The following is a 26,405-nucleotide window of genomic DNA, read 5'->3' as shown; positions in this document are numbered from 1 at the left end:
GGGAGGCAGCATGGTAGCCAGACATAGCGACGGCAAGGATGAAAATACGGGCTTCTGGACGATCGGGTTTGGCAATTCGCCGGTTATCGGCACGGCCATCCATGACGGTCACCGCATACGGCCCGATATAGCCGGGCTGATGGCCCTTTCGGGCGAACAACGCCTGAGAGAGGAAGATCCGTTCACCGGCGACATGATTGCGGGATTGACCAACCGCATCATTGTGCACCACTCACGTTTCGAAATCGACCTCAACCGCGCCGCCGATCAGGCCATCTATCTGAAGCCGGAACAATCCTGGGGGCTTGAGGTATGGAAACAGGAGCCCGCGCCGGCAGCGGTCCGGCAATCTCTGGATTTCCACGCGGATTATTACGCGATGCTGGAAAATACGCTGGCCGCGCTCGAACGGCGGCACGGCGCTTTTGTCGTGCTCGACGTGCACACCTACAACCATCGCCGGCAGGGTCCGGCTGCGCCGCCGACCACGCCTTCGGAAGCACCCGATATCAATATCGGCACCTTTTCCATGGACCGCAGTCGCTGGAATGATATCGTCAGTGCCGTCGGTCATCATTTCGCGTCAGCGACCATTGCCGGACGCCGTCTTGATGTCCGCGAGAACGTGGCGTTTCAGGGCAAGGGGGAACAGACCCGTTTCATCCACGAGCGTTTCGCGGAAAACGGCTGTGCCATCGCCATCGAGTTCAAGAAATTCTTTATGGACGAATGGACAGGGAAGCCGGACAGGCGCGTAGTGTCGGAAATACGGGACATGATCACGGCACTTCAGCCCGTTGTCGAGGAATGTCTGAGGTCGCGGCGATGAATGTTTCTGCCGCCCGTGATGTCCCTTCTCCCACTGCCGAGCTGGTGGATGACGTGACATCCTGCCTCCAGGCAGGCAAGGCAATACGTCGCGATATCGGCAAAGACGGCCGGCTTCATATCGACCGGCCACTACCTTTCCTGTGCCTGCATCTGACCGGCGGCACGAAAGATCTTGCCGCGCGCGACATTGCCGCCGCTCACGCTTCCTATCTCATTGCTTCGACCGTTCAGGAGGCCGCGCCGTTGATCGAGGCCGTGGGTACGGCCATGCGGGAGCGTTTCGGCGCCTTCATCGTGCTCGATATCGGTGAGTTGGAGCACGACATCCTGCTTGCCGACGATTCACCCTTCTTACCGCATTATGAAGTCTCCGTCTCGGCGACAGCCGAACCGGAAACACAAAAGGCCCGTCGGGTATTCATCAAGGCCGTGTGTGACGCCGAGGTGCGGTTTCGTACACCGCGCATCACCCGGCCCGAGCCGGAAGGCGACCCGATCCTCCGGTTTCAGAATGCAGGACTGGACTTTCCCTGTATCAGTGTCCGTTTCGCGCCGATCTATAGACAGCCGGAATCCGGTGCCGATTATCCGGGCCTGCGCGAGACGATGATCGCCGATCTTTTCGACGCGGGCCTGCAAGCCTTCTCGTCATTCTCTGCAGGGATGGACGCGCTCAAGGTGACCAGCCACAGGGCGCTCGGCCGCAAGGCCTTCGTCGATGCGGTCAGGCGCGCAGACAGGTCCATCGACGATATCGTATCGTCCTTCGATTTCCTTCTCTCCGTCACGCCAATCAATGCCCGCCGGGCCTTCGAGGAATTTCGGGACGGCAGCTTCCAGTTCGCGCCGCGTCTTCTCTACCGGCCGTTGGGCGTCGATGTCGAGGAGCAGAAGCGAAAGCTCTATTCGGTGGTTTTCGATCATCTGGAAGATCCGGTGCTTTACCATCTCTATCGGGAGAAACAGCAGGAGATCGATCTGCAACTGACGATGCTGGCCAATCTGCACCGGCGCACTTTCACGGATTTTTCCCGCGCCCTCTATGGCGCCGTCGAACCTGCGCTGCTGACGCTGGCGCTGCGGGTGCTGGAGGATTGCCCTCGCCGGGAGGAGGGCGGCGAAATCGCGATGGTAGATTGTTACGCCGTCGCACGGAAGTCGCGCGAGATGGTCGAGTCCTACTTGGCCGAGGAGCCGGGCTTCAAGGCACGGGTGGAAATCCGCGACGACCTGCCGCCGGGTCTGATGGTGACGGGCGAGAAACTTCTGATTTCCCGGCACACCGTTATGGAACAGCGCCGTGTCGAAGCGCTCCTGTCGCATGAGATCGGTGTGCATCTCCTCACCTATTTCAATGGGTCGTTTCAGGGGCTCAGGCTCTTTCGCACCGGCCTCTCCGGCTATGAGGGCGTGCAGGAAGGGCTGGCGGTGCTCGCGGAGCATCTGGCTGGCGGAATGACGCGCGAGCGCCTGCGGCTGATTGCGGCCCGCGTCGTCGGCTGTGCCGCCATGCTGGATGGCGCCAGCTTTGTGGAGACGTTCCGGCTCATGACCCGCGACCATGGTTTTGATGAGGCTGGCGCCTTCAACATGACGTTGCGCATCTATCGCGGCGGCGGCCTCTCGAAGGACGCGATCTATCTGCGCGGGCTGGCGGAGGTGCTGGACCATCTGCGCAAGGGCGGTGCGCTCGATCCGTTCTGGATGGGCAAGATCGCCGCCCAGCATTTCCCGGTCATGCAGGAGCTTGCCCTGCGCGGCCTTTTGCGCCCGCCAGGCGTCAGGCCCGCATTCCTGCTGCCGGCCAGGGCCAACGAGCGTCTGGAAAAAATCCGGGCGGGAATATCCATTGCCGAACTCGCGACATTATAGGAGGGGCTTCATGCGTATCGCATTTTTCGTCAATTCGATTGAAACCGAGGGGCCGAATTTTGCAACCGGCCTGCTGGCCATGGCGGCGCTCAATCGCGGCCATGAGGTTATCTATCTGACGCCGGGTGACTTTACCCTGCGTTCGGATGACAGCCTGACGATCCATGCCACGGTGCTGCCGAAGGCGAAATACAAGAAATCCGAAGCGTTTCATGCTGCTCTTCAGGACAAGACGCTGGAACGGCGGACCATGGATGTCGAGGAGGTCGATGCTCTGATGCTGCGCAACGATCCCTCGCTCGACCAGACCACACGGCCCTGGGCGGTCCATGCCGGCATCCTGTTCGGTCGGCTCGCCGAACAGCGCGGTGTCGTCGTACTGAACGATCCCGAAGGTCTGGCGCTGGCGCAGAACAAGCTCTATTTCCAGAGCTTTCCCGAAATCGTCCGCCCGACCACGATTATTTCGCGCAATGTGGATGAAATCCGAGCCTTCGCCGATGCCCATCCAAAAGGCGTCATCGTCAAGCCGCTGCAGGGCTCCGGCGGCAAGAACGTCTTCAAGATCGGCTCCAGCAAGGAAACCAATCTCAACCAGATTTTCGAAGCCGTCAGCCTCGAGGGTTATCTGATCGCGCAGGCCTATCTGCCGGCTGCTAAGGACGGCGATATCCGCTTCTTCATGATGAATGGCCGGCCGCTGATGCGCGACGGCAAATATGCCGCCCTTCGCCGTGTGCCTGCAAAAGGCGATCTGCGTTCCAACATCCACGCCCGCGGTACGGCGGAGGCCGTGAAGGTGACAGACGACATCGTGGCGCTTGCCGAAATGGTGCGGCCGAAGCTGGTGGAGGACGGCATGTTCCTTGTCGGACTTGATATCGTCGGTGACAAGATACTGGAGGTGAACGTGTTTTCGCCGGGCGGACTTTCCAATATCCGCGACCTCACGGATATGGATTTCAGCGACACGATCATAGAGGCAGTGGAAACCAAGATCGCCATGCAGAGCGCGTCCGGCGGCACCATCTCCAATCGCCTGCTGGCAACGCTGTAGTTATTCCTGCAGCGAGGAGGATTGCATCTGCCGATACCAGGCGACGAGGGCTTTGATGCCCTCTTCGACCGACGTCTGCGGCACGTAGCCGGTAAGGGCTCTCAAAAGATCGGGCGAGGCGAAAGTGCGGGGAACGTCACCCTGCTGCATCGGCAGCATGTTGCGGACCGCCGGTTTCCCAACCGCTTTTTCGACCGTCTCGACGAAATGCATCAGTTCCACCGGCTGGCCGCCGCCAATATTGACCACGCGGAACGGTGCATAGTGGGAGAGCGTGTCGGTGACGCCTTCTTGTGTGACGCGGTTTTCCTCGGAAGGGATGACCGCGCTCAGTCGGACGATGCCCTCCACCAGGTCGTCGATATAGGTGAAGTCGCGGCTCATTTTGCCTTGACCGTAGATATCGATCGGGCGGCCGTTCGAGATGGCGTCGACGAATTTGATCGGCGCCATGTCCGGCCGCCCCCAAGGACCGTAGACTGTAAAGAAACGAAAGGCGGTGGTGGGCAGCTTGTGCAGATGGGCATAACTGTGCGCCATCAGTTCCATCGACTTCTTGGTGGCGGCGTAAAGCGTCATCGGCTCATCGGCCTTGTCGCTTTCCGCAAACGGGATTTTCTCATTGGCGCCGTAGATGGAGGAGGTCGATGCCAGCATCAGGTGCTTGACATCAAGGCTTCTGGCAAGCTCCAGCATGTTGAACGAGCCAAGGAGATTGGAATCGACATAGGCGCGGGGATTTTCAAGGCTGTAACGCACACCCGCCTGGGCGGCGAGATGAATGATGATTTCAGGCTCGGCGGCGTCGGCCGCGCGATTCAGCGCATCCTTATCCTCGAGCATGCCGATCTCCGCCCGGAAGCCGTTGGAGCGGGAAAGAATGGCGTGACGCTTTTCCTTGAGGCTGACATCGTAATATTCCGTCATGCCGTCGAAGCCGGTGACGAAATGACCAGCATCGAGCAGACGCTTGGCGACGTAAAAGCCGATAAAGCCTGCTGTGCCGGTGACCAGATAACGCATGATGATTTCCCGAATCCATTGGTGCGTCTGCGGTTAAACCGAAACGCAGAAAACCTTTTGATGAAACTGCGATGGCGGCGCCTTCAAGCGTCGTTATCCGACCCGCCTTCCTGCGGGCGACCGACGGCGGCATAGATGAAGCCATGGGCGGCGACTTCGTCGGTGCGGTAAATATTGCGTAAATCCACCAGCACCGGGCTTTTCATGATCGCCTTGAGGCGCGGCAGGTCGAGGGCGCGGAACTGGTTCCACTCCGTCACGATGACCACCGCGTCGGCGCCTTCCGCAGCCTCATAAGGCCCGGTTGCGTAATCGATGTCTTCCATCAGATGGCGGGCATTCGCCATGCCTTCCGGGTCGTAACCCACCACCTTCGCGCCCCCGTCCTGCAGGGTCTGGATGATGGCGATCGCCGGGCTGTCGCGCATGTCGTCGGTATTCGGCTTGAAGGTGAGGCCTAGCACGGCGATCTTCTTGCCGCGCACGTCGCCGCCCACCGCGTTGATGACCTTGCGGCCCATGGCGCGCTTGCGGTTGTCGTTGATGGCGATGGTGGTTTCGATCAGCCGCACCGGCGCATCATAGTCCTGCGCGGTCTTGGCGAGCGCCAGCGTATCCTTCGGAAAACAGGAGCCGCCATAACCGGGGCCGGCATGCAGGAATTTCGGGCCGATTCGGCCATCGAGGCCAATACCGCGCGAGACATCCTGCACATTGGCGCCAACCTTTTCGCACAGATCGGCCATTTCGTTGATGAAGGTGATCTTCATCGCCAGAAAGGCGTTGGCGGCGTATTTGATGAGTTCGGAAGCGCGTCTGGTGGTGAAGAGCAGCGGCGACTGGTTGAGATAAAGCGGGCGGTAAACCTCGGTCATGACCGGCCGGGCACGTTCATCCGACAGGCCGACGACGATACGGTCCGGCCGCTTGAAATCCTCTATCGCCGCACCTTCACGCAGAAATTCCGGGTTGGAAACCACGGCGAAATCGGCCGAGGGGTTTTCCTCATGGATAATTCGTTCCACTTCGTCGCCGGTGCCGACGGGAACGGTGGATTTGGTGACGATTACGGTAAAACCATCCAGGGCATGGGCAATTTCCTTTGCCGCTGCGTAGACATAACCGAGGTCGGCATGGCCGTCCCCGCGCCGCGAAGGCGTGCCGACCGCGATGAAGACCACGTCGGCCTTGGCAACGGCGGCGGAAAGATCGGTGGTGAAGCTCAACCGCCCGGCTTTGGCATTGTTGGCGACGATGGTCTCCAGACCTGGCTCGAAGATCGGGATATGGCCATTTTTCAAGGCTTCGATCTTTTCCGGCATCTTGTCGACGCAAACCACGTCATGGCCGAAATCTGCAAAACACGCGCCGGACACAAGGCCGACATAACCCGAACCGATCATCACAATCCGCATTCTTTTTCCTTTCGGTTAGCGAGGCCATGGTAACGCAGCAATATCAGCCGGGGAAATCATCGGGTGAAAATCGCAGGATAATATTTAGCCGCCTTCATGCCCGCCGCCAAGCGCCGCGATCAACACCGGCTAACGTCTTTCCATGACGGGGATGTGATGGCGGTGACGGGACAAATTTGCCGCACCTTGCAGCCATTTGCACTGGTCGCGTTCAATCGGACCATTTTACGATTTTTCCGGCTTGCACTCATAGGTAGCCGGGTCTAGCCATAGGGAGAGGATCAAAATCTGCCAGACTGTCTGTCCCCCGGAGTGGGGGCGTCCGGGCCGCGTTCCACGCGGCTGGGAGAAGCTTTGCGTTGCGGTCGATTTTCGGGGACGTTTAAATGCAAAAGGGTTTTCTGCTCGGTCTGTTCGCCTACGCGACCTTTTCCATGGGCGATGCCACCATCAAGTCGCTTGGATCGCAGATCAGCGTTTTCGAAATCGGCTTTTTCAGCATCCTGTTCTCCGGCATCTTCATCTTCTTCAGCAAACCGCGCGAGGAAAGGTGGCGTGAGTTCTGGCGCATGAGCCGGCCGTTCGCGGTGCACGGTCGCGCCATTTCCGGCCTGTTCGCGGGGATTTTCGGTATCTATGCCTTCACCACCATTCCGCTGGCGGAAGCCTATGCGCTGATCTTCCTGTCACCGCTCTTCGTAACCGTCCTTTCCGCCGTCGTGCTGAAGGAGAATATCGGCCCATGGCGCTGGGCTGCGGTTCTGGCGGGCATCGTGGGCGTTATCCTTGTCGTGCGGCCAGGTTTCAAGACGCTGGAACTTGGGCATATCGCCGCAATCGGCGTCGCCTTCCTGGCGGCCATGACCATCGTGCTTTTGCGCTCGCTTGCGGGCAAGGAAAAGCGCACCTCGATCATGGGCGTGCTGTTGGTCTACGGCCTCACCTTCAACGGCATTGCCTCGATTCCCGATTTTGTCATGCCCGACCTGCACCAGCTGCTGGCCTTTGCCTTTATCGGGCTTTGCACGGCGACAGGCCAGATAACGCTTCTGGTGGCAACCCGCATTGCACCGGCAAGCCAGATCGCCCCTTCGCATTATTCGCAAATCCTCTGGGCAGTCGCGATGGGCATGGCCTTCTTCCACGAATATCCTGACGCCATTGCGGTACTCGGGCTTGCCGTCATCGCCGCATCCGGGCTGCTGACAATGATCCGCGAAAAGGTCAGGCTCGGCACGGTGCGCTGGAACCCGTTTTTCCGCAATCGCCTCTAATGCGCACAGCTATAACGGCTTGCCGACCTGATCCAGCAGCCAAGCCTGAAAGGCACGGGCGAGCGCATTGTCCTGCCGCGCTTCCGGCAGGGCGACATAATAGCTCTTGTCGGTCTGCAACGGCATATCGAAAACGATTTCGAGGCGGCCGGAGGAAAGTTCGGCCTCGATGAGATATTTCGGCAGAAGGGCGAAACCGATACCGCTCGCGGCGGCTTCGATGATCATGGAGAACTGGTCGAAACGGCTGCCCTGATAGGCATTTTCGGCCATCACCCCGTTCATTTCCAGCCACTCCGTCCACAGTTTCGGGCGCGTGGTGACGTGTAGCAATGGCTGCCGCGTCAGGTCTTCAGGCCGCGTCACTGCCGCATGGCGCAGCAGGGCAGGGCTGGCGACGGGTACGATCACCTCATCGCACAGGAATGTGCAGGTGCCATGTGCCCAGACCGGTTGGCCGTAGTGAATGGCCAGATCGAAGCCCTCCTCGTCGAAATCGAAGGGATGGGAGCGCGAGCCGATTGTGATCGTCATATCCGGGTTGGCGTCGATGAAGCGGTGCAGGCGCGGCATCAGCCAGCGGCTGCCGAAGGTCGGCAGCGTCGCGACGGATAGCGATGCATGCGATGTTCCTGCCGAAACCGCACGCGCCATCAGCTGCTCGGATTGCTGCAACAGGCGCCGCACATCGGGCAGGAATTTGCGCCCCGCCTCTGAAAGGACCACCCGTCTGCGGATACGCTCGAAAAGCTGCATCCCCGTCTGCGCCTCGAGTTCGCCGATCTGCCGGCTGACAGCGCTCTGCGTGAGGTTGAGTTCTTCGGCAGCGCGGGTAAAATTGCCATGCCGTGCGGCGCATTCGAACGCCTGCAGGGTGACGATGTCAGGGACCAGTCTTCTACGCGGATCCATTCCATTCTCGCATCAACTTACCCGCTTTCCTCATTGGAAAAGGGTCATAATGCCCATATATGATTACGGGAAAGAATGGAACGGGGTTTTGCCGAGTTCGACGGAGCGAGTTCCCAGAACATATAACGAATTCCGGGGAAAGAAGAGCGACGGGAGTTGAAAGCGCCGTATCAAGGCGGCCTTTCCTTCCTTTCAGCCAGAAGGACAATTGATATGGATGCAACCACGAAGCTCGACGTGAAACAGGAAACCGCCGCCCTGCTCGACAGGATGGGCGTTGCCCGCGATCTCTACACTGGCGGCGACATGGCCTCTTTCAGCCCGGTGACAGGCGAGCGGATTGCAAGTCTGAAGACCGTGTCGGTCGAGGGCGTAGCGGCCGTGATCGACAGGGCGGAGGCTGCCTTCAAGACATGGCGTAATGTTCCCGCGCCGCGCCGGGGTGAGCTGATCCGGCTTCTTGGTGAAGAACTGCGCGCTTTCAAGGCCGATCTCGGCCGTCTCGTATCGCTGGAAGCGGGCAAAATCCCGTCAGAAGGTCTGGGCGAAGTGCAGGAAATGATCGATATCTGCGATTTCGCGGTCGGTCTTTCCCGCCAGCTTTATGGCCTCACCATCGCCACCGAACGCCCCGGCCACCGCATGATGGAAACCTGGCATCCGCTCGGCGTCGTCGGCGTCATCTCCGCCTTCAACTTCCCCGTCGCCGTCTGGTCGTGGAATGCCGCACTTGCCCTCGTCTGTGGTAACGCGGTCGTCTGGAAGCCGTCCGAAAAGACGCCGCTGACGGCGCTTGCCGTTCAGGGCATTTTCGAACGCGCCGCCGCCCGCTTCGGCGATGCGCCGGAAGGTCTGTCCCAACTGCTGATCGGCGACCGCGCGGTCGGCGAGGCATTGGTGGATAATCCCAAGGTGCCGCTGGTTTCGGCCACCGGCTCCACCCGCATGGGCCGTGATGTCGGGCCGCGTCTGGCGAAACGCTTCGCCCGTGCCATTCTTGAACTCGGTGGCAACAATGCAGGCATCGTCTGCCCCTCTGCCGATCTCGATATGGCGTTGCGCGCCATCGCCTTCGGTGCGATGGGCACGGCCGGCCAGCGCTGCACCACCCTTCGCCGCCTTTTCGTGCATGACAGCGTTTATGATGAGCTCGTGCCACGCCTGAAAAAGGCCTATGCTTCCGTCTCCGTCGGCAACCCGCTGGAAACCTCCGCACTCGTAGGCCCGCTGGTCGACAAGGCGGCATTCGAGGCCATGCAGAAAGCGCTCGAAGCGGCCAAGGCGGCCGGCGGCGTGGTGAATGGGGGCGGGCGCGTGGATACGGGTGCGGCAGATGCCTATTATGTGAAACCGGCGCTGGTCGAAATGCCGAAGCAGGTTGGCCCCGTTCTGGAAGAGACTTTCGCCCCGATCCTCTACGTCATGAAGTACAGCGATCTCGATCAGGCGATCGAAGCGCACAACGCCGTTGCCGCCGGTCTTTCGTCGTCGATTTTCACCCGCGACATACAGGAATCGGAACGTTTCCTGTCGTCGGAAGGCTCCGATTGCGGTATCGCCAACGTCAATATCGGCACGTCGGGTGCGGAAATCGGCGGTGCCTTCGGCGGTGAGAAGGAAACCGGCGGCGGCCGTGAATCCGGTTCGGATGCGTGGAAGGCGTATATGCGCCGCGCCACCAACACGATCAACTACTCCAAGGCGCTACCGCTGGCGCAGGGGGTTTCCTTCGATATCGAGTAATCGACTTTTCGATCGCGTTGTCGAAAGAGAAATTGATCCATCATGCCGGTGCGGCTTCCTCCGCGCCGGCATTTCTATTTGATGGGTCTGACAAGGGCCTCCGCGATGATTTGCGGAAAACATGTGGTTGCGCGAAATTTTATTCCCGCAACATTGCCGATATTGAATTATCGTCTCTCTATCGTTTTAATGGAAAACCATAGCATTGCTCCATATCGTGATCCGGCCAGAGGGGCTGGTGATAAGGAGATGAAATGCCAGCCATCACCCGACGCGCGCTTTCCGCCAGCCTTTTTGCCGCCGCCGCATTCTCCGTCCTGCCGCTGCAGGCAGGGGCGGCGGAAGAGTTGAAGATCGGTTATCAGAAAACCGGCCTGCCTGTTATCGCCCGCCAGCAGGGCGTCATCGAAAAGGCGCTCGAAGCCAAGGGCGTGAAGGTTTCATGGGTCGAATTCACCGCAGGCCCGCCGCTGGTGGAAGCCCTGAATGTCGGCTCCATCAATGTCGGCTGGACGGGTGATGCGCCGCCGATCTTCGGCCAGGCAGCGGGTTCGGCCATCGTTTATGTGGCGGCGCTTCCCTCGAACGGTAAGGGCGAGGCGATCTTCACCAAACCCGAAAGCGGCATCAAGTCGGTTGCCGATCTGAAGGGCAAGAAGGTTGGCGTTGGCAAAGGCACCAGTGCACATAACCTGCTCGTCGCGGCTCTGGAAAAGAACGGCCTGAAATTCAGCGATATCGAGGTGACCTATCTCAGTCCTGCCGATGCCGCGGCAGCTTTCGCCAGCGACAAGATCGACGCCTGGGCCGTCTGGGATCCTTTCTATGCGATTGCCGAAACCCGATACAAGCCGGTGACGCTGGCCCGCACCAGCGATGTGCTTGCTGTCAGCACCTATTTCCTCGCCAATCGCGACTACGCCAAATCGCATGGCGACACCATCAACACGACGATCGATGCGCTCGGTGAGGCCGCGAAATGGTCCGCCGCCAATCGCGACAAGGTCGCTGCGGCGCTGCATGAGGTGACGGGCGTGCCGCTGGAGGCACAGACGCTTGCCGCGAACCGTTCGGAATTCGGCATTACCAAGATCGATGACAAGATCATCGCCAGCCAGCAGGAAACGGCGGATCGCTTTTATCGTCTCGGCCTGATCCCGAAACAGATCAGCATCAAGGATGCCGTATGGTCGGGCGCCACCAACTGAGCCGGAGGGACATGCCGTGAGCAGCAGTAAGCGCATCGAGTTCGGCGGCATCATCGGCTGGCTGCTTCCCGCACTCATCCTTGCAGGATGGGAGGTGGCGGCGCGCGCGGGGGTGATTTCCGCCAATGTGCTGCCCGCCCCTTCCGCAGTCGCCGAAGCCTTCTGGCGGCTTCTGCTCTCGGGAGAACTCCTCGCCAATATCGGTGTCAGTTCCGCCCGTGCACTCGCCGGTTTCGCCATCGGCGGCTCCATCGGCTTCATCTTCGGGCTGGCGAACGGTCTGTCGAAGTTCTCCCGCAGTTTCACCGATACGACGCTGCAGATGATCCGCAACATTCCGCATCTGGCGCTCATTCCGCTCGTCATCCTGTGGTTCGGCATTGATGAAGAAGCGAAGCTCTTTCTGGTCGCGCTCGGCGTGTTTTTCCCGATCTATATCAACACGCTGCTCGGCATCCAGGGCGTCGATCCGCAACTGGTGGAAATGGGCCGTACCTACGGGATGTCGCCCTTCACGCTGTTCCGGCGGGTGATCCTGCCCGGCGCGCTGCCCTCGATTTTCACCGGCCTGCGTTATGCGCTCGGCATTATGTGGCTGACGCTGATTGTGGCGGAAACCATCTCTTCCTCTTCCGGCCTTGGCTATATGGCCATGCAGGCACGCGAGTTCCTGCTGATCGACGTCGTGGTTCTTTCGATCCTCATCTATGCCCTTCTCGGCAAGCTCGCCGACAGTTTCGCCCGCTTCCTCGAAAGCATCTTCCTGCAATGGCATCCAGCCTTCAAGAAAGCCTGAGGTAACCCATGTCGACCGGTAATGTCACGACGCTGAGACGCCCCGACGCTACGCCATCCACTGCGTCCGAAACGCAGGCGACAACCGAATCCCGCGCCAAACCGGCTGAAAGCAAGGTCGCCTTCAGCTTCCGCAACGTCACGAAGAGCTTCGGCGACAAGCCAGTTCTGCGTGGCATTGATCTCGATGTGCGGCAAGGCGAGTTTCTGGCCATTATCGGCAAAAGCGGCTGTGGCAAGAGTACGCTTTTGCGTATTCTGGCCGGCCTCGACACGCCGACGACCGGAACCGTCTCTAAGGATGCCTCAAGCCGCACCCGCATGATGTTTCAGGAGCCGCGTCTTCTGCCGTGGGAGCGTATCGCAAATAACGTTTCAGTGGGATTGACCGGCATCGCCAAGGGCGAGGCGGCGCAGGAACAGGCGCTTGCCATTCTTGAAGAGGTGGGACTGAAAGACCGGGCAGGGGAATGGCCCTATGTGCTTTCCGGCGGCCAGAAGCAGCGTGTTGCGCTGGCGCGGGCGCTTGTCGCCCATCCGCAGATCCTGGCGCTGGATGAGCCGCTCGGCGCGCTCGACGCGCTCACCCGCATCGAAATGCAGCTTTTGCTGGAGCGCATCTGGCGCAAGCAGAAATTCACCGCCGTGCTCGTCACGCATGATGTTTCCGAGGCCGTGGCGCTCGCCGATCGCATTGTCGTCATCGATGAGGGCCGCATCGCACTCGACCTCGATGTGAAGCTGCCGCGTCCGCGCCGCCATGGCACGGCGGAGTTTGCGAGACTGGAAGAGCAGGTTCTGAACCAGCTCTTCGGTCGGGGAGAGGTTACAGGGTAATAATGGGTGTCGCGGCAGGGCCAAGACCCTGCCGCCCCATGTTTTAGCCAATGCTCATTAGGCTGGCATTGCCGCCAGCGGCGGTGGTGTTGACGCTGACGGAGACCTCTTCCACCAGCCAGTCCAGCGTATAGGGCTGGCTTTCCCCGGAAAGCGCTTCCGTGGTAGCGGCCTGAACGAGAACCAGCGGACCGGAAAGAGCCGAGATTTTCCTGTTGATCTCAATCACACGCTCCGCATCGCCTTCAACCAGCGCACCGGCAAAGGGGCCTGACTTTGCCCAGTCATCCGCCCAGACGATGCGTGAGGTGACGGTTGCCGGCAAGCCATAGATCGACTTTTCAAGCCCCGACGCGTTGTCAATGACAACCGCATTTCCAGTCGCAAGCGCTGCCGCGAGCTGGCGGTAAAGCCCCTGTTCGGTTGCCGGGACCAGCAAAACCTTTCCGCGCGGATGCAGCGCATAGACATTGCGCTCACCGACAGGACCCGCCAGCTCGGTTTCGAAACCGAGGCCGGAAAGCGCCGCGGTCTGCCGCGCGGCTTCGGCGGCGACTGTCTCGCCGTTTTCATCCAGCCAGCGGGCGAGATCGACTGCGGCCTGATCCTGCTGGCTGGCGATGCGGTCGATCTTCGGTGCCTTTTGCGTCATGCGCCCGAGATAGAGCGGGCCGCCCGCCTTGGGGCCCGTGCCGGAAAGACCGCGTCCGCCAAACGGCTGTACGCCAACCACCGCGCCGATGATGTTGCGGTTCACATAAAGATTGCCGGCCGCGACACGGGAGAGCACGTGCTGGATGGTATCATCGAGACGTGTGTGCAGACCGAAGGTCAGGCCATAGCCGGTAGCGTTGATCTCATCGATCAGCCGGTCGAGATTGTCGCGCTTGAAGCGGATGACATGCAGCACCGGACCGAAAACTTCGCGTTTCAGATCCGCAAGGGACTTCATCTCGATGATGGTCGGCGGCACGAACGTGCCCTTGCCGGTTTCGCCCGCAAGTGTGATCTGCTCGATGCGGTGACCGAGCGAACGCATGTCCTCGATGTGTTTTTCGATGATTCCCTTGGCCTCGGCGGTGATGACCGGGCCGACATCAACCGAGAGTCGATCGGTGCGGCCGATGCGCAGCTCATGCAGCGCGCCTTTCAGCATGGTCAGTGTGCGGTCCGCAACATCTTCCTGCAGGCAGAGAATGCGCAGCGCCGAGCAGCGCTGACCGGCACTGTCGAAGGCGGAAGCAATGACATCGGCGACGACCTGTTCGGCAAGAGCAGAGGAATCGACGATCATGGCATTCTGGCCGCCGGTTTCGGCAATCAGCGGCACCGGCTGGCCATTCGCCAGAACCCGGCCGGCAAGCTGCCCCTGAATGAGCCGCGCCACTTCCGTGGAGCCGGTGAACATGACGCCTGCCGTCAGCGGCGAGCCGACGAGTGCTGCACCCGTCTTGCCGTCGCCCGGCAGAAGCTGCACAGCGTCTTGCGGAACGCCCGCCTCATGCAGCAGGCGCACGCCCTGGGCGGCGATGAGCGGGGTCTCTTCAGCAGGCTTTGCCAGAACCGGATTACCGGCCACCAGCGCCGCCGTCACCTGACCGATGAAGATGGCGAGCGGGAAGTTCCATGGGCTGATGCAGACGACCGGGCCGAGCGGCTTTTCGCCGGCCGCGAAATTCCTGCGCGCTTCCGCTGCGTAATAACGCAGGAAGTCGATGGCCTCGCGCACCTCGGCAATGGCGTTCGGCATGGATTTTCCCGCCTCGCGCATGACAAGGCCGAGCAGATCGGGCATTTCGGCCTGCATGGCGTCGGCGGCGCGCTCCAGGCAGGCGGCGCGCTCTTCCACAGGGGTGGACGGCCAGTTCGAGGACGCCGCGCGCTGCATGGCCGCTTCCACATCAGCTTCAGTCGGTTCGGTGACGTACCCGACGATATCATTGTGGTCGCCCGGGTTGAGAACCAGCCGCGTTGCGCCGCCCGCTTGCGGTGCGGCCGCTTTCCACTCGGCCGATGCCCCCGCCTTCAGGACCTTGTCGAGGGCAGCGAGTGTCGTTTCGCTGGAGAGATCGAGGCCGGCGGAATTTTTACGTTGCGGCCCGAACAGGTCGGCAGGGGCGGCGATGCGGTCGTGACGTGCGCCGGGAACGTTATGGGCCTTGACGATGGCGACCGGGTCTTCCAGCAGGGAATCCACCGGCACCGCGGGGTCGGCAATGCGGTTGACGAAAGAGGAGTTGGCACCGTTCTCCAGCAAGCGGCGGACGAGGTAGGCCAGCAACGTTTCATGGGTGCCGACCGGGGCGTAGAAGCGGCACGGCCGGTCGAGCTTCCTCTTGCCGACGACCTCGCTGTAAAGCGGTTCGCCCATGCCATGCAGGCACTGGAACTCGTAGTCGCCAAGTTTGAAGTCTGGACCGGCAAGATGATAGATCGTCGCCATGGACTGCGCATTATGGGTCGCAAATTGCGGGAATATCACATCGCGCGCGGCGAGCAGCTTGCGGGCGCAGGCAATGTAGGAGACATCGGTGTGCACCTTGCGGGTAAAGACCGGGAAGTCTTCCAGCCCCTCCACCTGCGCGCGCTTGATTTCGGCGTCCCAGTAGGCGCCCTTGACAAGACGCACCATGATGCGGCGGTTCGAACGGCGGGCAAGGTCGATAATGTAATCCAGAACGAACGGGCAGCGGCGGCCATAGGCCTGCACCACGAAACCGAGGCCGTTCCATCCGGCAAGGTCCTTGTCCAGCGCCAGTTCTTCCAGAAGATCAAGCGACAATTCCAGCCGGTCCGCTTCTTCAGCGTCGATATTCAGGCCGATATCGTATTTTTTGCTAAGCAGCATCAGTGATCTCACGCGGGGCAGAAGCTCTGCCATGACGCGTTCGGCCTGCGCGCGCGCATAACGTGGGTGCAGCGCTGAAAGCTTGATGGAAATGCCCGGACCGCCATAGATACCGCGCCCGGCAGAGGCCTTGCCGATGGCGTGGATGGCGTTTTCATAATCCTTGTAATAACGCTCCGCATCCTTTGCAGTGGTCGCGGCTTCGCCCAGCATGTCGTAGGAGTACTGAAAGCCCTGTTCTTCCAGCGGCCTGGAACGCTTGATCGCTTCCCCAATCGTCTCGCCGGTCACGAACTGCTCGCCCATCATGCGCATCGCCATATCGACGCCGCGGCGGATGACGGGTTCGCCAGCCCGGGCGATCAACTTGGTCAGCGCCGCCGAAAGGCCGCTATCGTTCACCGTCGAGGTGAGCTTGCCGGTGATGACGAGACCCCAGGTGGCCGCATTGACGAAGAGCGAGCGGCCGCCGCCAATATGGGATTTCCAGTCGCCGCGAGCGATCTTGTCGCGGATCAGCGCATCGCGGGTGGCAGTGTCGGGGATGCGCAGCAGTGCCTCGGCGAGGCACATCAAGGCAACACCCTCGTGGCTGGAGAGCGAATATTCCTGGACCAGCCCTTCGACGCCGGTGCCCTTGGTCTTGGCGCGCAATGCTTCGATCAGTTTGCGAGCGGTCTCGCGAATGGCTTTCGCCTGTTCTGCCGTCACCGTCGCCGCCTCGATCAACGGCGCCATGCATTCTTCTTCGGTACGGCGATAGGCGGCAGTGATCGCCTTGCGCAGCAGGGTCTGCTCACGCACCGGCGGCGCAAAATTCTGGAAAATACCACTCGTCACTACACCGGCGTTGCTTGCACCATCGGCCATTCTGAAAATCCTGAAAACGCTGTTGAAGACAGACTGCCGGCGGCAGTGTGTCCTCAGCCCGCCGCTCGTCATCCTTACGCTCACAATATCATTGCCGCGAAAATTGCTATGGCCTTATTTTTAGTATAAAACAGGCAATACGAACTTTTATTGTGCGAATTTGGCGGGAAAATGAATGGCAAATAGTCAGAAAACAGAAGGTTTGGATGACTTCGACCTCAAGATTCTCGAGGCGCTCAGCGAGGATGGGCGCATGTCCGTGCTGCAGCTGTCGAAAAAGGTAGGTCTTTCCAAGACACCCTGCCAGACGCGGCTGAAGCGACTGGTGGATGAGGGCTATATTCTCGGCTTCCGCGCCATGCTCAATCCGCAGAAACTCGGCGTCGACCATATCGCCTTTGCCGAGGTCAAGCTGTCCGATACACGGGAAAAGGCACTGGAGGAGTTCAACACTGCGGTACGTAAGATCAAGGAAGTAGAAGAGTGCCACATGATCGCCGGCGCCTTCGATTATCTCCTGAAGGTCCGCACCAGCGACATACGCAAATACAGAAGAGTATTGGGCGAAAAAATCTCGAGCCTGCCGTCTGTCGCTAACACGTCGACCTTTGTGGTCATGCAGTCCGTCAAGGAAACCGGCATCTAAAAAGAAGACGAAAAAACGGGCAGACTCGCGTCTGCCCGTTCGTTACCTTCTGCGTCCAGTCCTCTCAGCGCGCCGTTGCAGCGGCGGTGACGGCTGTCATCTGCGCGTCGGGACCGAACTCGTTTTCATTCTCGATGCCCAGCAGTTCCTGCAGGCGCAACCTTGCACGGCTGACGCGGCTCTTGATCGTGCCCACAGGGCATCCGCAGATTTCCGCCGCCTCTTCATAGGCGAAGCCGGAAGCGCCGATCAGCAGTATGGCTTCACGCTGGTCGTCGGGCAATTTCGCGAGCGCTGCGCGGAAATCCTGAAGGTCCACCGAGCCATGCTGTTCCGGCGGGACCGACATGCGGGACGTATAGACACCATCCGTGTCCTGCACCTCGCGGCCGGATTTGCGGATCTGGCTGTAAAACTCGTTGCGCAGGATCGTTACCAGCCAGGCGCGCATATTGGTGCCGGGTTGATAACTGTCCTGTTTCGCCCAGGCCTTCATGATCGTGTCCTGCACGAGGTCGTCGGCCCGGTCCCTCGAACGGATCAGCGAAATTGCGAAGGCGCGAAGGTTGGGCAGTGCTGCCAGCATCTCGCGCTTGAAGTTGTATTCTGTCTGCTCCGGCTCTTTCGCCATCATTCCTCCAAAGCCTTGATTTTGGCTCTGCTTTCCGCTTCATCGAGTTTTTCGAGAAGGTCGAGGAATTTGTCAGGGATGCCTTCGTCCTGAACGGCATCATAAAGCTCCCTGAGCTTACGGGAAATCACCGCCCGCCCTGAGTGCGGGACCTGGGGGGCGGCCGGATTATCCGGCTGATCTTGGTCCGATTGAAATATGCTCATAACGTCCGGTATTCCTTTTTTGTCATGGCAAAGAATGCACGGCGAAAAAAATAGTTCCGGTGGTTCGGAACTTTTTTTGCGATGTGCACGTTGCTATCTTGGGTTTGCGTTGCAGACCGCATGAAAGGGGAGAATTCCATGTCAGTTTCTACACGCATCGCACCGCACCTGCCATATCTGCGCAGGTTCGCGCGTGCCGTTTGCGGCTCACAATCAACGGGCGATGCCTATGTTGCGGCTACACTCGAAGCGCTGATCGCCGATATCAGCATCTTTCCGCAGACAAGCAGCGATCGTGTTTCGCTCTATCAATTGTTCGTATCGATCTTTAGTTCCGTCACGATCAATATTAAGGCCGACGAAAACCTGTCTGGATGGGAAAAACGCGCTTCCGCCAATTTGTCCGCCGTGCCGCCACTTGCCCGCCAGGCTTTCCTCCTGACAACCGTCGAGGAGTTCTCGCCGTCGGAGACGGCGGAGGTTCTGCGGGTATCCGAAGACCAGGTTGGTAAGCTCATCGACGAGGCAGCGTCTGAAATCGCCCGACAGGTGGCGACCGATATCATGATCATCGAGGATGAACCGCTGATCGCCATGGATATCGAACAGATGGTCACCGATCTCGGCCATCGTGTGACGGGCATCGCCCGCACGCACACGGAAGCGCTCGATCTCTTCCATCGTACCCAGCCGAAGATGATCCTGGCCGACATCCAGCTCGCCGACGGCAGCTCCGGCCTCGATGCGATGAAGGACATCCTTCAGATGACCACCCTCCCGGTAATCTTCATCACGGCTTTCCCGGAGCGTCTTTTGACGGGTGAACGGCCCGAGCCGACATTCCTCGTAACGAAGCCCTTCAACCCGGACATGGTGAAAGCGCTCATCAGCCAGGCCCTGTTTTTCAACGAAAGCTCGCGCGTCGCGGCGTGAGATTTTGCCGAAACCGCACGCTGACCGGGAACCTCTCTGGTGCCCGGGCGTTGGCGGTTACGGTCGTGGGGCTGCCCCGCGACTTTCTGCAAGGAGATGAATTTGCATCGGCTGGCGTGGCATAACGCGGAGAGGGACGAAAGCGAACTTCACGATTCGCTCGTCCTTGCCTTGCTCGATTCGGGTGAGACAGTCATGCTCCAGGACCGCAACCGTGACTACATATTCGTGGCCAATCTTCCGGATGTCTGGAAGCTGCCGGCTGAATCCCCTCCAACTGATGAAAATCTGTTCGGAAAGGATTTGTCCGGGCGGTTGGCCGAGCTCAAGAAAGACATGGGCGCGGCTGGCAGTCGCGGCATGCTGGAAGTGGGCGCGGGCAATGATCGAGTCTTCCAGTTCCACGTGCACTCAACTTTGAATCAGATGAACCAGATGGTGATGAAAACCACCATCCGGGAAGTGACGGCGGAACGGCGACGCGAGCAACTTCTGCGTTCGTTGCTGCGCGAAGTCAGTCACCGTTCCAAGAATTTGCTGGCGATCATCCAGAGCCTTGCGGGCCAGACGGCCCGTTTCAGTCTCACAAAGGATGATTTCCTGCGCAAATTCCGGGGGCGCCTGCATGCGCTTGCCCAAAGCCAGGATCTCATCACCGATTCCGACTGGCGGGGGGCACGTATATTCGAGCTGCTGCGCCAGCAATTCGATCTCTATGTGCCTGAATATCCGAACCTCATCCATATGGAAGGCGAGAACCTGCTGCTCAATCCGAACGGCGCGCTCTATATCGGGCTCGCCTTTCACGAACTTGTTGTCAACACTGTCAGCCACAGCGGCAATCTCGCCTATCACCCGCCAATATCCCTGCAATGCCGGCAGGAGGGGGAGTTCTATATAGTCGAATGGAACGAGCCGATGACGCCGTCGAAGGAACCCGTGGAGGCAAGGCGCGGCAGTTTCGGCAGCGTCGTGCTGGAAAAGGTGGTTCCCTCCGCCCTGGGAGGAAGTGCCGAATATGAGCTTACTCCAGAGCGCATTGTTTATCGGCTGAAATTCCCCTCGGGCGACGTCGCAGATATGTAAGCGACGCACGCGGCCGGACGGACGTCTCGGCCGCCTTTCACTACAGAAGACATTAAAAAAGCACGGCTCAGAGAGAGCCGTGCTATTTCAATGACGGGTTTTCAGGGGCGAAACCCGTTTATACTGGGCCAAGCTTCAGGCGGGGACGGGGGAATTGCTTGGCCTGCATTAAAAACACACTTGGCGAGATTCGGTTCCAGCAAAATGTATATTTTTTGCGGTTCACGAATTATCGTCACTTTTGCGGGTCCGATTAGTTAATGGGAGCCCGCCTGATCGGATCGTTTGGGCGTGAAGTAACGCATCGGCGCCTCCAGCGCCCATTCGAAACCGCTTTCACGATATTCCGTTGTCACATTCCCCCCGAAAGCGCCTTCCGCGTGCCTCTTGATGACCGTAGTCCCGAAACCCTTGCGGCTGGGCTCCTGCGCCGGGGGGCCACCCGTTTCGGTCCATACAAGATGAAGCATCTGCCGCCCGTCTTTTTCAACCGGTTTCCAACGGACAGTAATTTTGCCTGAGGGAGCGGACAAAGCGCCGTATTTTATGGAATTTGTGGTAAGCTCATGCACGACGAGGCCAAAATTCTGCGCGGCCTCGGGCGAGAGCATGAAATCGTCTCCCGCCAGAACAAAACGCTCTGCCACCGTGCCAAAAACATCGAGGTGGGTCTCGATCAGTTTCCGGATTGGCAAGCCCTGCCACTGAACTTCCGCCAAGGCCCGGATCGACATGCCGAGGCCGCGCAGGCGATGGTCCACCTCTTTCTGGAATTCCGGAATGCTTTTATTCTCGCGGCCCAGTTGCCGTATCATCGCCTGAACAAGCGTGAGAATGTTCTTGGAGCGGTGCACCAGCTCATGCAGCAGCAATTGCAGCCTTTCTTCTGACTGGCTTCTGTCGAAGGAGGCGTTTGAAAGCGCGATGGCCACCTGATTGGCCTCTTTTATCTTGGTGTCCACCGGCGCGACGATCTCACCTTCACCAATGCGCTCGGCCATGAGGGTCAGGTCGCGGATCGAGCTGCGCAATTGCCGCCCCACCAGATAGGCGCCTCCTATAGCAATCAAAACGAGTACCAGGCTGCCGATCATCATCTGCCGCCAGGTATCGACCAGCGCAGCCTGACTTGCGGCAAGCGGCCCCCACATGACGGTTTTCCACTGCCAGCCCGGCAATTGCGCATAGGCGTAAAGATTGCCCTTGCCGTCGAAAAAATTGCCGCTGAAGGCCTGCATTTCGGAGAGTATGGCCGGGGTGACGAACGGTTTGCCAATCGCCGCCTCGTCAGGAGCGGTGGATACAACGACACGATTGGTGCCGTCGATGATAGCGACCGCCCAGTTTCGCGGCAGGTTCTCGGTGGAGATGAGCCGGCTCAGGTCACTGGCGTTCTGCGTCAGGATGAGGGCGTCTCCGGCAGACCCGAGTTTCGGATCGAGCGGCATGGTAACGTTGAACACCCATTCCTTGCTGGTTGAGCCGAAAAAAATGTTCGATACCGTTATACGGCGGGATTCTATCGCTTTGGCGAGATCGGCCTCGACCGGCACCTTGCCGAGAGGTTTGCCGAAGGGCACGCGGGTGTTGAGATGCTGCTGGCCATCCTTGGTGGCAAGAATGGCATAAAGACCCTCCCGTTTCAGGCTGTCTGCTACGCGTCCCTGGAAGGCGGCGAGATTGCCGCTTTCGAGTTCGGGAAATTGCGACAGCAGATTAAGCGAGGTGGCGATTTCCTGCAGACGGCGATCGATGTTGCGACTGACGACCCGTACATCCTCGATCGTCTCGCGCTGCAGGTCGTCGCGTTTTTCCGCTTCCAGGCGGAGCATCAAGTAGCCGACGAAAAGGATCAGCGGCAAAGTGATGACGGTCGCCATCACCACCAGATAGGTGCCGATGGAGGCGGTCGGGAAAAAATTCGCGCTACGCCGACGCAAAGCCGAGATCATGTTCTTCAGTCTGTTGCCGGGTCGAGGCATATAAAAACTCCGGCATTTATCCCTTTGTTACGACATGGATAATACCGCGCCATACCCCATTGGCAATGGCTGATTTCTTACCTTTGGTTGTTGTGGTTCACGACATCTCCCAAAGCCGTGATTGAAAAAATCGGAACTATTTGGACAACCATGCCGTTTGCCAGTCGAACCGGTCGAAGAGCGGAAAAATGTTTTCGCCGGCCAGTTGAGAACGATGAAAGGAAGGTACGATATGGCAAAGAAACTTACGATCCTCGTCACCGCCGCCCTCATGGGCACGACGGCTTTCGCGCCGCTTGCCATCGCTCAGGGCACGACGCAGCCCGCGCCGGCAAATCCCAGCGCACAGACTGAACCGGCGACGCCGCCAGCGACGCCCATGGCTCCTGCAGCACCCTCGGCCAATGACAGCGCAGCCACGACCACCGGCGGAGCCTATCTGACGGAGCAGGGCGAAACGCAAATCAGCGCCAACGACTATATCGGCAAGTCTGTCTATACAGCGGCCGATGAGAGCATCGGCAATGTGACGAACCTCATCATGGAACAGGACGGCGGTCTGGTTGCAGCGGTGATCGGTGTTGGCGGCTTCCTGGGTATCGGCGCCAAGGACGTGGCCGTTCCCATGGACAAGGTGACGATGACGCGCAACGCGCAGGACGGCACCATTCGCCTGACGACGACCGAAACCGCGGAAACGCTGAAGGCAGCGCCGGAATTCAAGACGCTGGAGCAGAAGACCAGCGAGCAGAACGCGGCAACCCCGGCGGCACCCGACAGCACCACCACTTCGGCGACAAAGCCGTAAATCCCATACCTGGGAGGCAGGAGCGGGAACAGGCGCCATCCGCCGTCCCGCGGGAGACACCGGCCGTCGGCCGGTGTCTTTTTATCAACTGACTGGTTTATTCACCCGCGTTCCGCGACGAATGCCACGCCCAGGCGGATTTGATGATATCGGAAAGAGAATAGCGCGGTTCCCAGCCCAGAACCTCTTTCGCCTTTTCGTTATTTGCCACCAGTGTTGTCGAATCGCCATCCCGACGCCCGGTATATTCGACGGGGAAGGGCCGACCGGAGACTTCCGAAATCGCTGCCAGCAATTCTTTGACCGTTGTGCCCGTGCCGGTGCCGAGGTTGAGTTCCACGGTTTCCCCGCCCGCCAGCAGATAATCCACTGCACGCACATGGGCGTCGGCGAGATCGAGAATGTGGATGTAGTCGCGCACGCAGGTTCCATCGCGCGTGTCGTAATCCGTGCCGAATACCTTGAAACCCTGACGCCGGCCGAGTGCGGCCTCGATGGCCAGCGGGATCGCGTGGGTTTCCGGTTTGTGCCATTCGCCGATGCGGCCTTCGAAATCAGCTCCTGCGGCATTGAAGTAGCGCAGCATTACCGAGCGCAGCCCCTTATAGGCGCTGTAATCTTTCAGCGCCTGCTCGACCACCCATTTGGTGCGGCCATAGGGGTTGATCGGCGCCTGCCGGTGCGTTTCGTCGATCGGGACCTGTTCCGGCAGACCATAGGTGGCGCAGGTGGAGGAGAATACGAAGGCGTTGACACCGGCATCGATGGCGGACGAAAGCAGGTTGAGCGAGCCGATGACGTTGTTGTCATAGAAAGCCACGGGCTGCTTGACCGATTCACCGACCTCGATCAGTGCCGCGAAATGCAGAACCGCCTCCGGCCGGTGTTTGGCGAAGACTTCGTCCAGCCGCGCCCGGTCGCGAATATCGCCCTGTTCGAAAGGCCCCCAGCGGACGAATTCCTCATGCCCGTTGGAGAGATTGTCAAAAACGACGGGTTCATACCCTCTTTCAGAGAGGAGAAGGCACGTGTGCGAACCGATATAGCCGGCACCACCGACGACAAGGACTTTCTTCTTCATCAATTGCCTTTCAAAAAATTACGGATGCGCCGAGACTGTATGTTACTTTGTTTAAATAAGGGCGGCGTGACGCAGTGCGCCATCAACCAATCTATCCTTCGCGGGTAACATAAAAAAAACCGCGCATCCATGGGCCGGATGCGCGGTTGGTGTCGCTGGCGAGCCAAGAAGTTACTTGGTCTTTTTTGTACCTGCTCTCGTGGCGAGAAACCCGGCTGCGACGGCGACGGCAAGTGTCGCATAGGGGCGCGCCTGTATCGCGAGCGAAAGCAACGACTGAAGAGCAAGCGGCGCCGCCGTCAGCGGCGCTGCGGCGGCGAGTGGCGTGACCGGCCTCGTTGCATAAACCCTTGGACGCTTCAGGATGGCGAGTGCCACAAGCATGATGACTCCAAGCAGAAACGCAGATCCGGCGACGACCAGGGCTGCAGGGCCTGCGCCAACGTGCCGGGCGAGGTAAATCGATCCGGCTACGACGGCCGCCACGAAGGCTATCAGGAAAAATATTCCCGCCAGCACCGATAATATGATGACAGAGCGCAGTCGTCTCGTGACGACACGCCCTTCACGCTGGGTCTCCCCCAGATAGACCAGCAATGCCTCAAGCATGAGCTTATCGACGTGTCAGGAGGGCAAGAACGAAACCGACGCCGACCGCAATGCCGAGCGACTGGAGCGGGTTTCGCTGGACCTGGTCCGTCAGATTGTCATTCAGCGTTGAAATCTCGTTGCGCACGGTATCCGCCATGTCGCTCGATGCGGAGATGGCATCGTCCGCAACACGCGCGGCCTGAGCTTTCAGCTCATGCGAAGCACCGACGCCAAGCGCCTTCACGCTCTTGGCAAGATTTGCCAGATCTTCGCGAAGCTGGGCGAGCTGCGCGGCCACATCGGCTGCATCACCGCTTTCGAGGGATTGCTGGATCTTGTCATTAACGCTGCTACGCACGCTTGCCATGAGTGAAGTCCTTCTTGAACATCGTTGATGGAGATGGCGACATGTCCATGACTGACGCCGCTTGACTTTCATTACGGCGGCAGAAACTACCCGCCTGTCCGTGATTGAAACGCAGCGACACCGACTTGGTTCCGCAACGTCATGTCTTTTCTTCGTCCCGCTCGATGCGCCTCATTTTTAAGGAATTAGTCCCCGGACATTTGTTTTCCTGTAACAAGCATCATATAAGGCCCATCATCCAAGACCGACCTTGACTTCAATCAATATGTGAAACGAGATGCTGCAGACGCCATATTACCTCATCGACAAGACAAAACTTCTTCGCAACATGGAGAAGATTGCCTATGTGCGGGAAAAATCCGGTGCCAAGGCGCTGTTGGCGTTGAAATGCTTCGCCACCTGGTCGGTGTTCGACTTCATGTCGCAATATATGGATGGCACCACTTCCTCCTCGCTTTATGAAGTCCGTCTTGGCCGCGAGAAATTCGGCGGTGAAACCCATGCCTACTCCGTTGCCTATGCCGATTATGAGATCGACGAGGTGATTGCGAATGCCGACAAGATCATCTTCAATTCCATTGGCCAGCTGGAGCGCTTTGCCGACAAGGCGTCCGGCATCACGCGCGGTCTGCGCCTCAATCCGCAGGTCAGCTCCTCGAGCTTCGATCTCGCCGATCCCGCACGTCCGTTCAGCCGCCTTGGCGAATGGGATGTCGCAAAGGTCGACAAGGTCATGGATCGCATTTCGGGTTTCATGATCCACAATAACTGCGAAAACAGCGATTTTGCCCTGTTCGACCGCATGCTGACGCAGATCGAGGAAAAATTCGGATCGCTGCTGTCGCGTGCCGAATGGGTCAGCCTCGGCGGCGGCATTCATTTCACTGGCGACGATTACCCGCTCGACCAGTTCTGCGACCGTCTGCGTGCCTTCTCAGAAAAATACGGTGTGCAGGTGTATCTTGAGCCGGGCGAAGCCTCGATCACGAAGAGCACGACGCTCGAAGTGACGGTTCTCGACACGCTGTTCAACGGCAAGAACCTCGCTATCGTCGACAGCTCCATCGAAGCGCACATGCTCGATCTTCTGATCTATCGTGAGAGCGCCAAGGTATCGCCGAACGAGGGCGAACATCCCTATATGGTTTGCGGCAAGTCCTGCCTCGCCGGCGATATTTTCGGCGATTTCCGCTTCGACAAGGAGCTGAAAGTGGGTGACCGCATCTCCTTTCAGGACGCAGCCGGTTACACCATGGTCAAGAAAAACTGGTTCAACGGCGTGAAGATGCCGACGATCGCCATCAAGGAACTCGACGGCTCGGTTCGCGCCGTCCGTGAATTCGACTTTGCCGATTTCGAGCAAAGCCTGTCTTAAACCCTGTTTCAACA

General features: G+C 59.4%; 23 protein-coding genes. 13 read left to right on the top strand and 10 right to left on the bottom strand.

Annotated elements, in window-relative coordinates; translation table 11 throughout:
• Window positions 1-10: 10 nt before the first annotated feature.
• The 3 genes from AGR2A_RS18030 to AGR2A_RS18020 are packed head-to-tail and all read left to right on the top strand — an operon-like array spanning window position 11 to window position 3,760.
• Window positions 11-829, top strand: a complete 819-nt coding sequence (locus tag AGR2A_RS18030; RefSeq protein ID WP_072495044.1) for an N-formylglutamate amidohydrolase — start codon at window positions 11-13, stop codon at window positions 827-829.
• On the top strand, window positions 826-2,703 hold the full coding sequence (locus AGR2A_RS18025; protein ID WP_072495045.1) for a flavohemoglobin expression-modulating QEGLA motif protein: 1,878 nt from the start codon (window positions 826-828) through the stop codon (window positions 2,701-2,703). Before AGR2A_RS18030 ends, AGR2A_RS18025 begins: the two co-directional genes overlap by 4 nt.
• Window positions 2,704-2,713: 10 nt before the next feature.
• Window positions 2,714-3,760, top strand: coding sequence for a glutathione synthase (locus AGR2A_RS18020; RefSeq protein WP_004437928.1), 1,047 nt, complete (start codon window positions 2,714-2,716; stop codon window positions 3,758-3,760).
• Here AGR2A_RS18020 and AGR2A_RS18015 read toward each other — a convergent pair whose 3' ends face one another.
• Window positions 3,761-4,783: an NAD-dependent epimerase gene (locus AGR2A_RS18015; protein WP_072495046.1), complete on the bottom strand. Its 1,023-nt coding sequence runs from the start codon at window positions 4,781-4,783 to the stop codon at window positions 3,761-3,763.
• Between the two features lie 83 nt (window positions 4,784-4,866).
• Window positions 4,867-6,198 carry a UDP-glucose dehydrogenase family protein gene (locus tag AGR2A_RS18010; protein WP_072495047.1) on the bottom strand — a complete coding sequence of 444 codons (1,332 nt, stop codon included), beginning with the start codon at window positions 6,196-6,198 and terminating at the stop codon, window positions 4,867-4,869.
• Between the two features lie 386 nt (window positions 6,199-6,584).
• Here AGR2A_RS18010 and AGR2A_RS18005 point away from each other — a divergent pair, with 386 nt between their 5' ends.
• Window positions 6,585-7,472, top strand: a complete 888-nt coding sequence (locus tag AGR2A_RS18005) for a DMT family transporter (RefSeq protein ID WP_072495048.1) — start codon at window positions 6,585-6,587, stop codon at window positions 7,470-7,472.
• 9 nt (window positions 7,473-7,481) lie between these two features.
• Here AGR2A_RS18005 and AGR2A_RS18000 read toward each other — a convergent pair whose 3' ends face one another.
• Window positions 7,482-8,384 (bottom strand): LysR family transcriptional regulator, encoded by a 903-nt coding sequence (locus AGR2A_RS18000; RefSeq protein WP_072495049.1) that lies wholly within the window; start codon window positions 8,382-8,384, stop codon window positions 7,482-7,484.
• Window positions 8,385-8,597: 213 nt separating this feature from the next.
• On the opposite strand from AGR2A_RS18000, the gene amaB reads away from it, so the two are divergent.
• The 4 genes from amaB (at window position 8,598) to AGR2A_RS17980 (ending at window position 12,967) form a co-directional block, all read left to right on the top strand.
• Complete coding sequence (gene amaB / locus AGR2A_RS17995; RefSeq protein WP_080823256.1) at window positions 8,598-10,127, top strand: L-piperidine-6-carboxylate dehydrogenase; 1,530 nt, start codon at window positions 8,598-8,600, stop codon at window positions 10,125-10,127.
• A gap of 254 nt (window positions 10,128-10,381) precedes the next feature.
• Window positions 10,382-11,335: an aliphatic sulfonate ABC transporter substrate-binding protein gene (locus AGR2A_RS17990; protein ID WP_035210700.1), complete on the top strand. Its 954-nt coding sequence runs from the start codon at window positions 10,382-10,384 to the stop codon at window positions 11,333-11,335.
• A 16-nt stretch (window positions 11,336-11,351) separates the two neighbouring features.
• Window positions 11,352-12,131: an ABC transporter permease subunit gene (locus tag AGR2A_RS17985; RefSeq protein ID WP_072495051.1), complete on the top strand. Its 780-nt coding sequence runs from the start codon at window positions 11,352-11,354 to the stop codon at window positions 12,129-12,131.
• Between the two features lie 8 nt (window positions 12,132-12,139).
• Window positions 12,140-12,967, top strand: a complete 828-nt coding sequence (locus AGR2A_RS17980) for an ABC transporter ATP-binding protein (protein WP_072495052.1) — start codon at window positions 12,140-12,142, stop codon at window positions 12,965-12,967.
• 43 nt (window positions 12,968-13,010) lie between these two features.
• On the opposite strand, the gene putA is transcribed toward AGR2A_RS17980, so the two are convergent.
• Entirely contained in the window at window positions 13,011-16,685 is a 3,675-nt protein-coding gene (putA, locus tag AGR2A_RS17975; protein ID WP_072495053.1) for a trifunctional transcriptional regulator/proline dehydrogenase/L-glutamate gamma-semialdehyde dehydrogenase, read from the bottom strand.
• A gap of 175 nt (window positions 16,686-16,860) precedes the next feature.
• On the opposite strand from putA, the gene AGR2A_RS17970 reads away from it, so the two are divergent.
• Window positions 16,861-17,331, top strand: coding sequence for an Lrp/AsnC family transcriptional regulator (locus AGR2A_RS17970; RefSeq protein ID WP_037090663.1), 471 nt, complete (start codon window positions 16,861-16,863; stop codon window positions 17,329-17,331).
• 64 nt (window positions 17,332-17,395) lie between these two features.
• Here the strand turns inward: AGR2A_RS17970 and AGR2A_RS17965 are convergent, their stop codons facing one another.
• The gene (locus AGR2A_RS17965) at window positions 17,396-17,962 is read right to left on the bottom strand and encodes a sigma-70 family RNA polymerase sigma factor (RefSeq protein ID WP_004437960.1); all 567 of its coding nucleotides are present in this window, start codon (window positions 17,960-17,962) and stop codon (window positions 17,396-17,398) included.
• A complete protein-coding gene (locus AGR2A_RS17960) occupies window positions 17,962-18,168 on the bottom strand; it encodes a NepR family anti-sigma factor (protein WP_004437962.1) in 207 nt (68 codons plus the stop codon). The genes AGR2A_RS17965 and AGR2A_RS17960 overlap by 1 nt, the downstream gene beginning before the upstream one ends.
• A gap of 138 nt (window positions 18,169-18,306) precedes the next feature.
• On the opposite strand from AGR2A_RS17960, the gene AGR2A_RS17955 reads away from it, so the two are divergent.
• Together AGR2A_RS17955 and AGR2A_RS17950 are read left to right on the top strand one after the other, a co-directional pair.
• Window positions 18,307-19,101, top strand: coding sequence for a response regulator (locus tag AGR2A_RS17955; RefSeq protein ID WP_004437964.1), 795 nt, complete (start codon window positions 18,307-18,309; stop codon window positions 19,099-19,101).
• Between the two features lie 96 nt (window positions 19,102-19,197).
• A complete protein-coding gene (locus AGR2A_RS17950; protein ID WP_034500236.1) occupies window positions 19,198-20,187 on the top strand; it encodes a sensor histidine kinase in 990 nt (329 codons plus the stop codon).
• 257 nt (window positions 20,188-20,444) lie between these two features.
• Here the strand turns inward: AGR2A_RS17950 and AGR2A_RS17945 are convergent, their stop codons facing one another.
• Window positions 20,445-22,169: a sensor histidine kinase gene (locus tag AGR2A_RS17945; RefSeq protein ID WP_072495054.1), complete on the bottom strand. Its 1,725-nt coding sequence runs from the start codon at window positions 22,167-22,169 to the stop codon at window positions 20,445-20,447.
• 232 nt (window positions 22,170-22,401) lie between these two features.
• On the opposite strand from AGR2A_RS17945, the gene AGR2A_RS17940 reads away from it, so the two are divergent.
• Window positions 22,402-22,977 (top strand): PRC-barrel domain-containing protein, encoded by a 576-nt coding sequence (locus AGR2A_RS17940; protein ID WP_004437975.1) that lies wholly within the window; start codon window positions 22,402-22,404, stop codon window positions 22,975-22,977.
• A gap of 97 nt (window positions 22,978-23,074) precedes the next feature.
• Here AGR2A_RS17940 and galE read toward each other — a convergent pair whose 3' ends face one another.
• The 3 genes from galE to AGR2A_RS17925 form a co-directional block, all read right to left on the bottom strand.
• Window positions 23,075-24,058: a UDP-glucose 4-epimerase GalE gene (gene galE, locus AGR2A_RS17935; protein ID WP_004437978.1), complete on the bottom strand. Its 984-nt coding sequence runs from the start codon at window positions 24,056-24,058 to the stop codon at window positions 23,075-23,077.
• A gap of 171 nt (window positions 24,059-24,229) precedes the next feature.
• Window positions 24,230-24,667 (bottom strand): hypothetical protein, encoded by a 438-nt coding sequence (locus tag AGR2A_RS17930; protein WP_004437980.1) that lies wholly within the window; start codon window positions 24,665-24,667, stop codon window positions 24,230-24,232.
• Window positions 24,668-24,671: 4 nt separating this feature from the next.
• The gene (locus AGR2A_RS17925; protein WP_004437983.1) at window positions 24,672-25,016 is read right to left on the bottom strand and encodes a DUF883 family protein; all 345 of its coding nucleotides are present in this window, start codon (window positions 25,014-25,016) and stop codon (window positions 24,672-24,674) included.
• Window positions 25,017-25,293: 277 nt separating this feature from the next.
• On the opposite strand from AGR2A_RS17925, the gene nspC reads away from it, so the two are divergent.
• On the top strand, window positions 25,294-26,391 hold the full coding sequence (gene nspC, locus AGR2A_RS17920) for a carboxynorspermidine decarboxylase (RefSeq protein WP_004437985.1): 1,098 nt from the start codon (window positions 25,294-25,296) through the stop codon (window positions 26,389-26,391).
• The last annotated feature ends 14 nt before the right edge of the window (window positions 26,392-26,405 follow it).

The organism is Agrobacterium genomosp. 2 str. CFBP 5494 (assembly GCF_900013495.1).
In the GTDB taxonomy this organism is placed as follows: Bacteria; Pseudomonadota; Alphaproteobacteria; order Rhizobiales; family Rhizobiaceae; genus Agrobacterium; species Agrobacterium pusense.
Note: the sequence above shows the minus strand (reverse complement) of the source record. Positions and strands in the feature narration are given on the sequence as shown.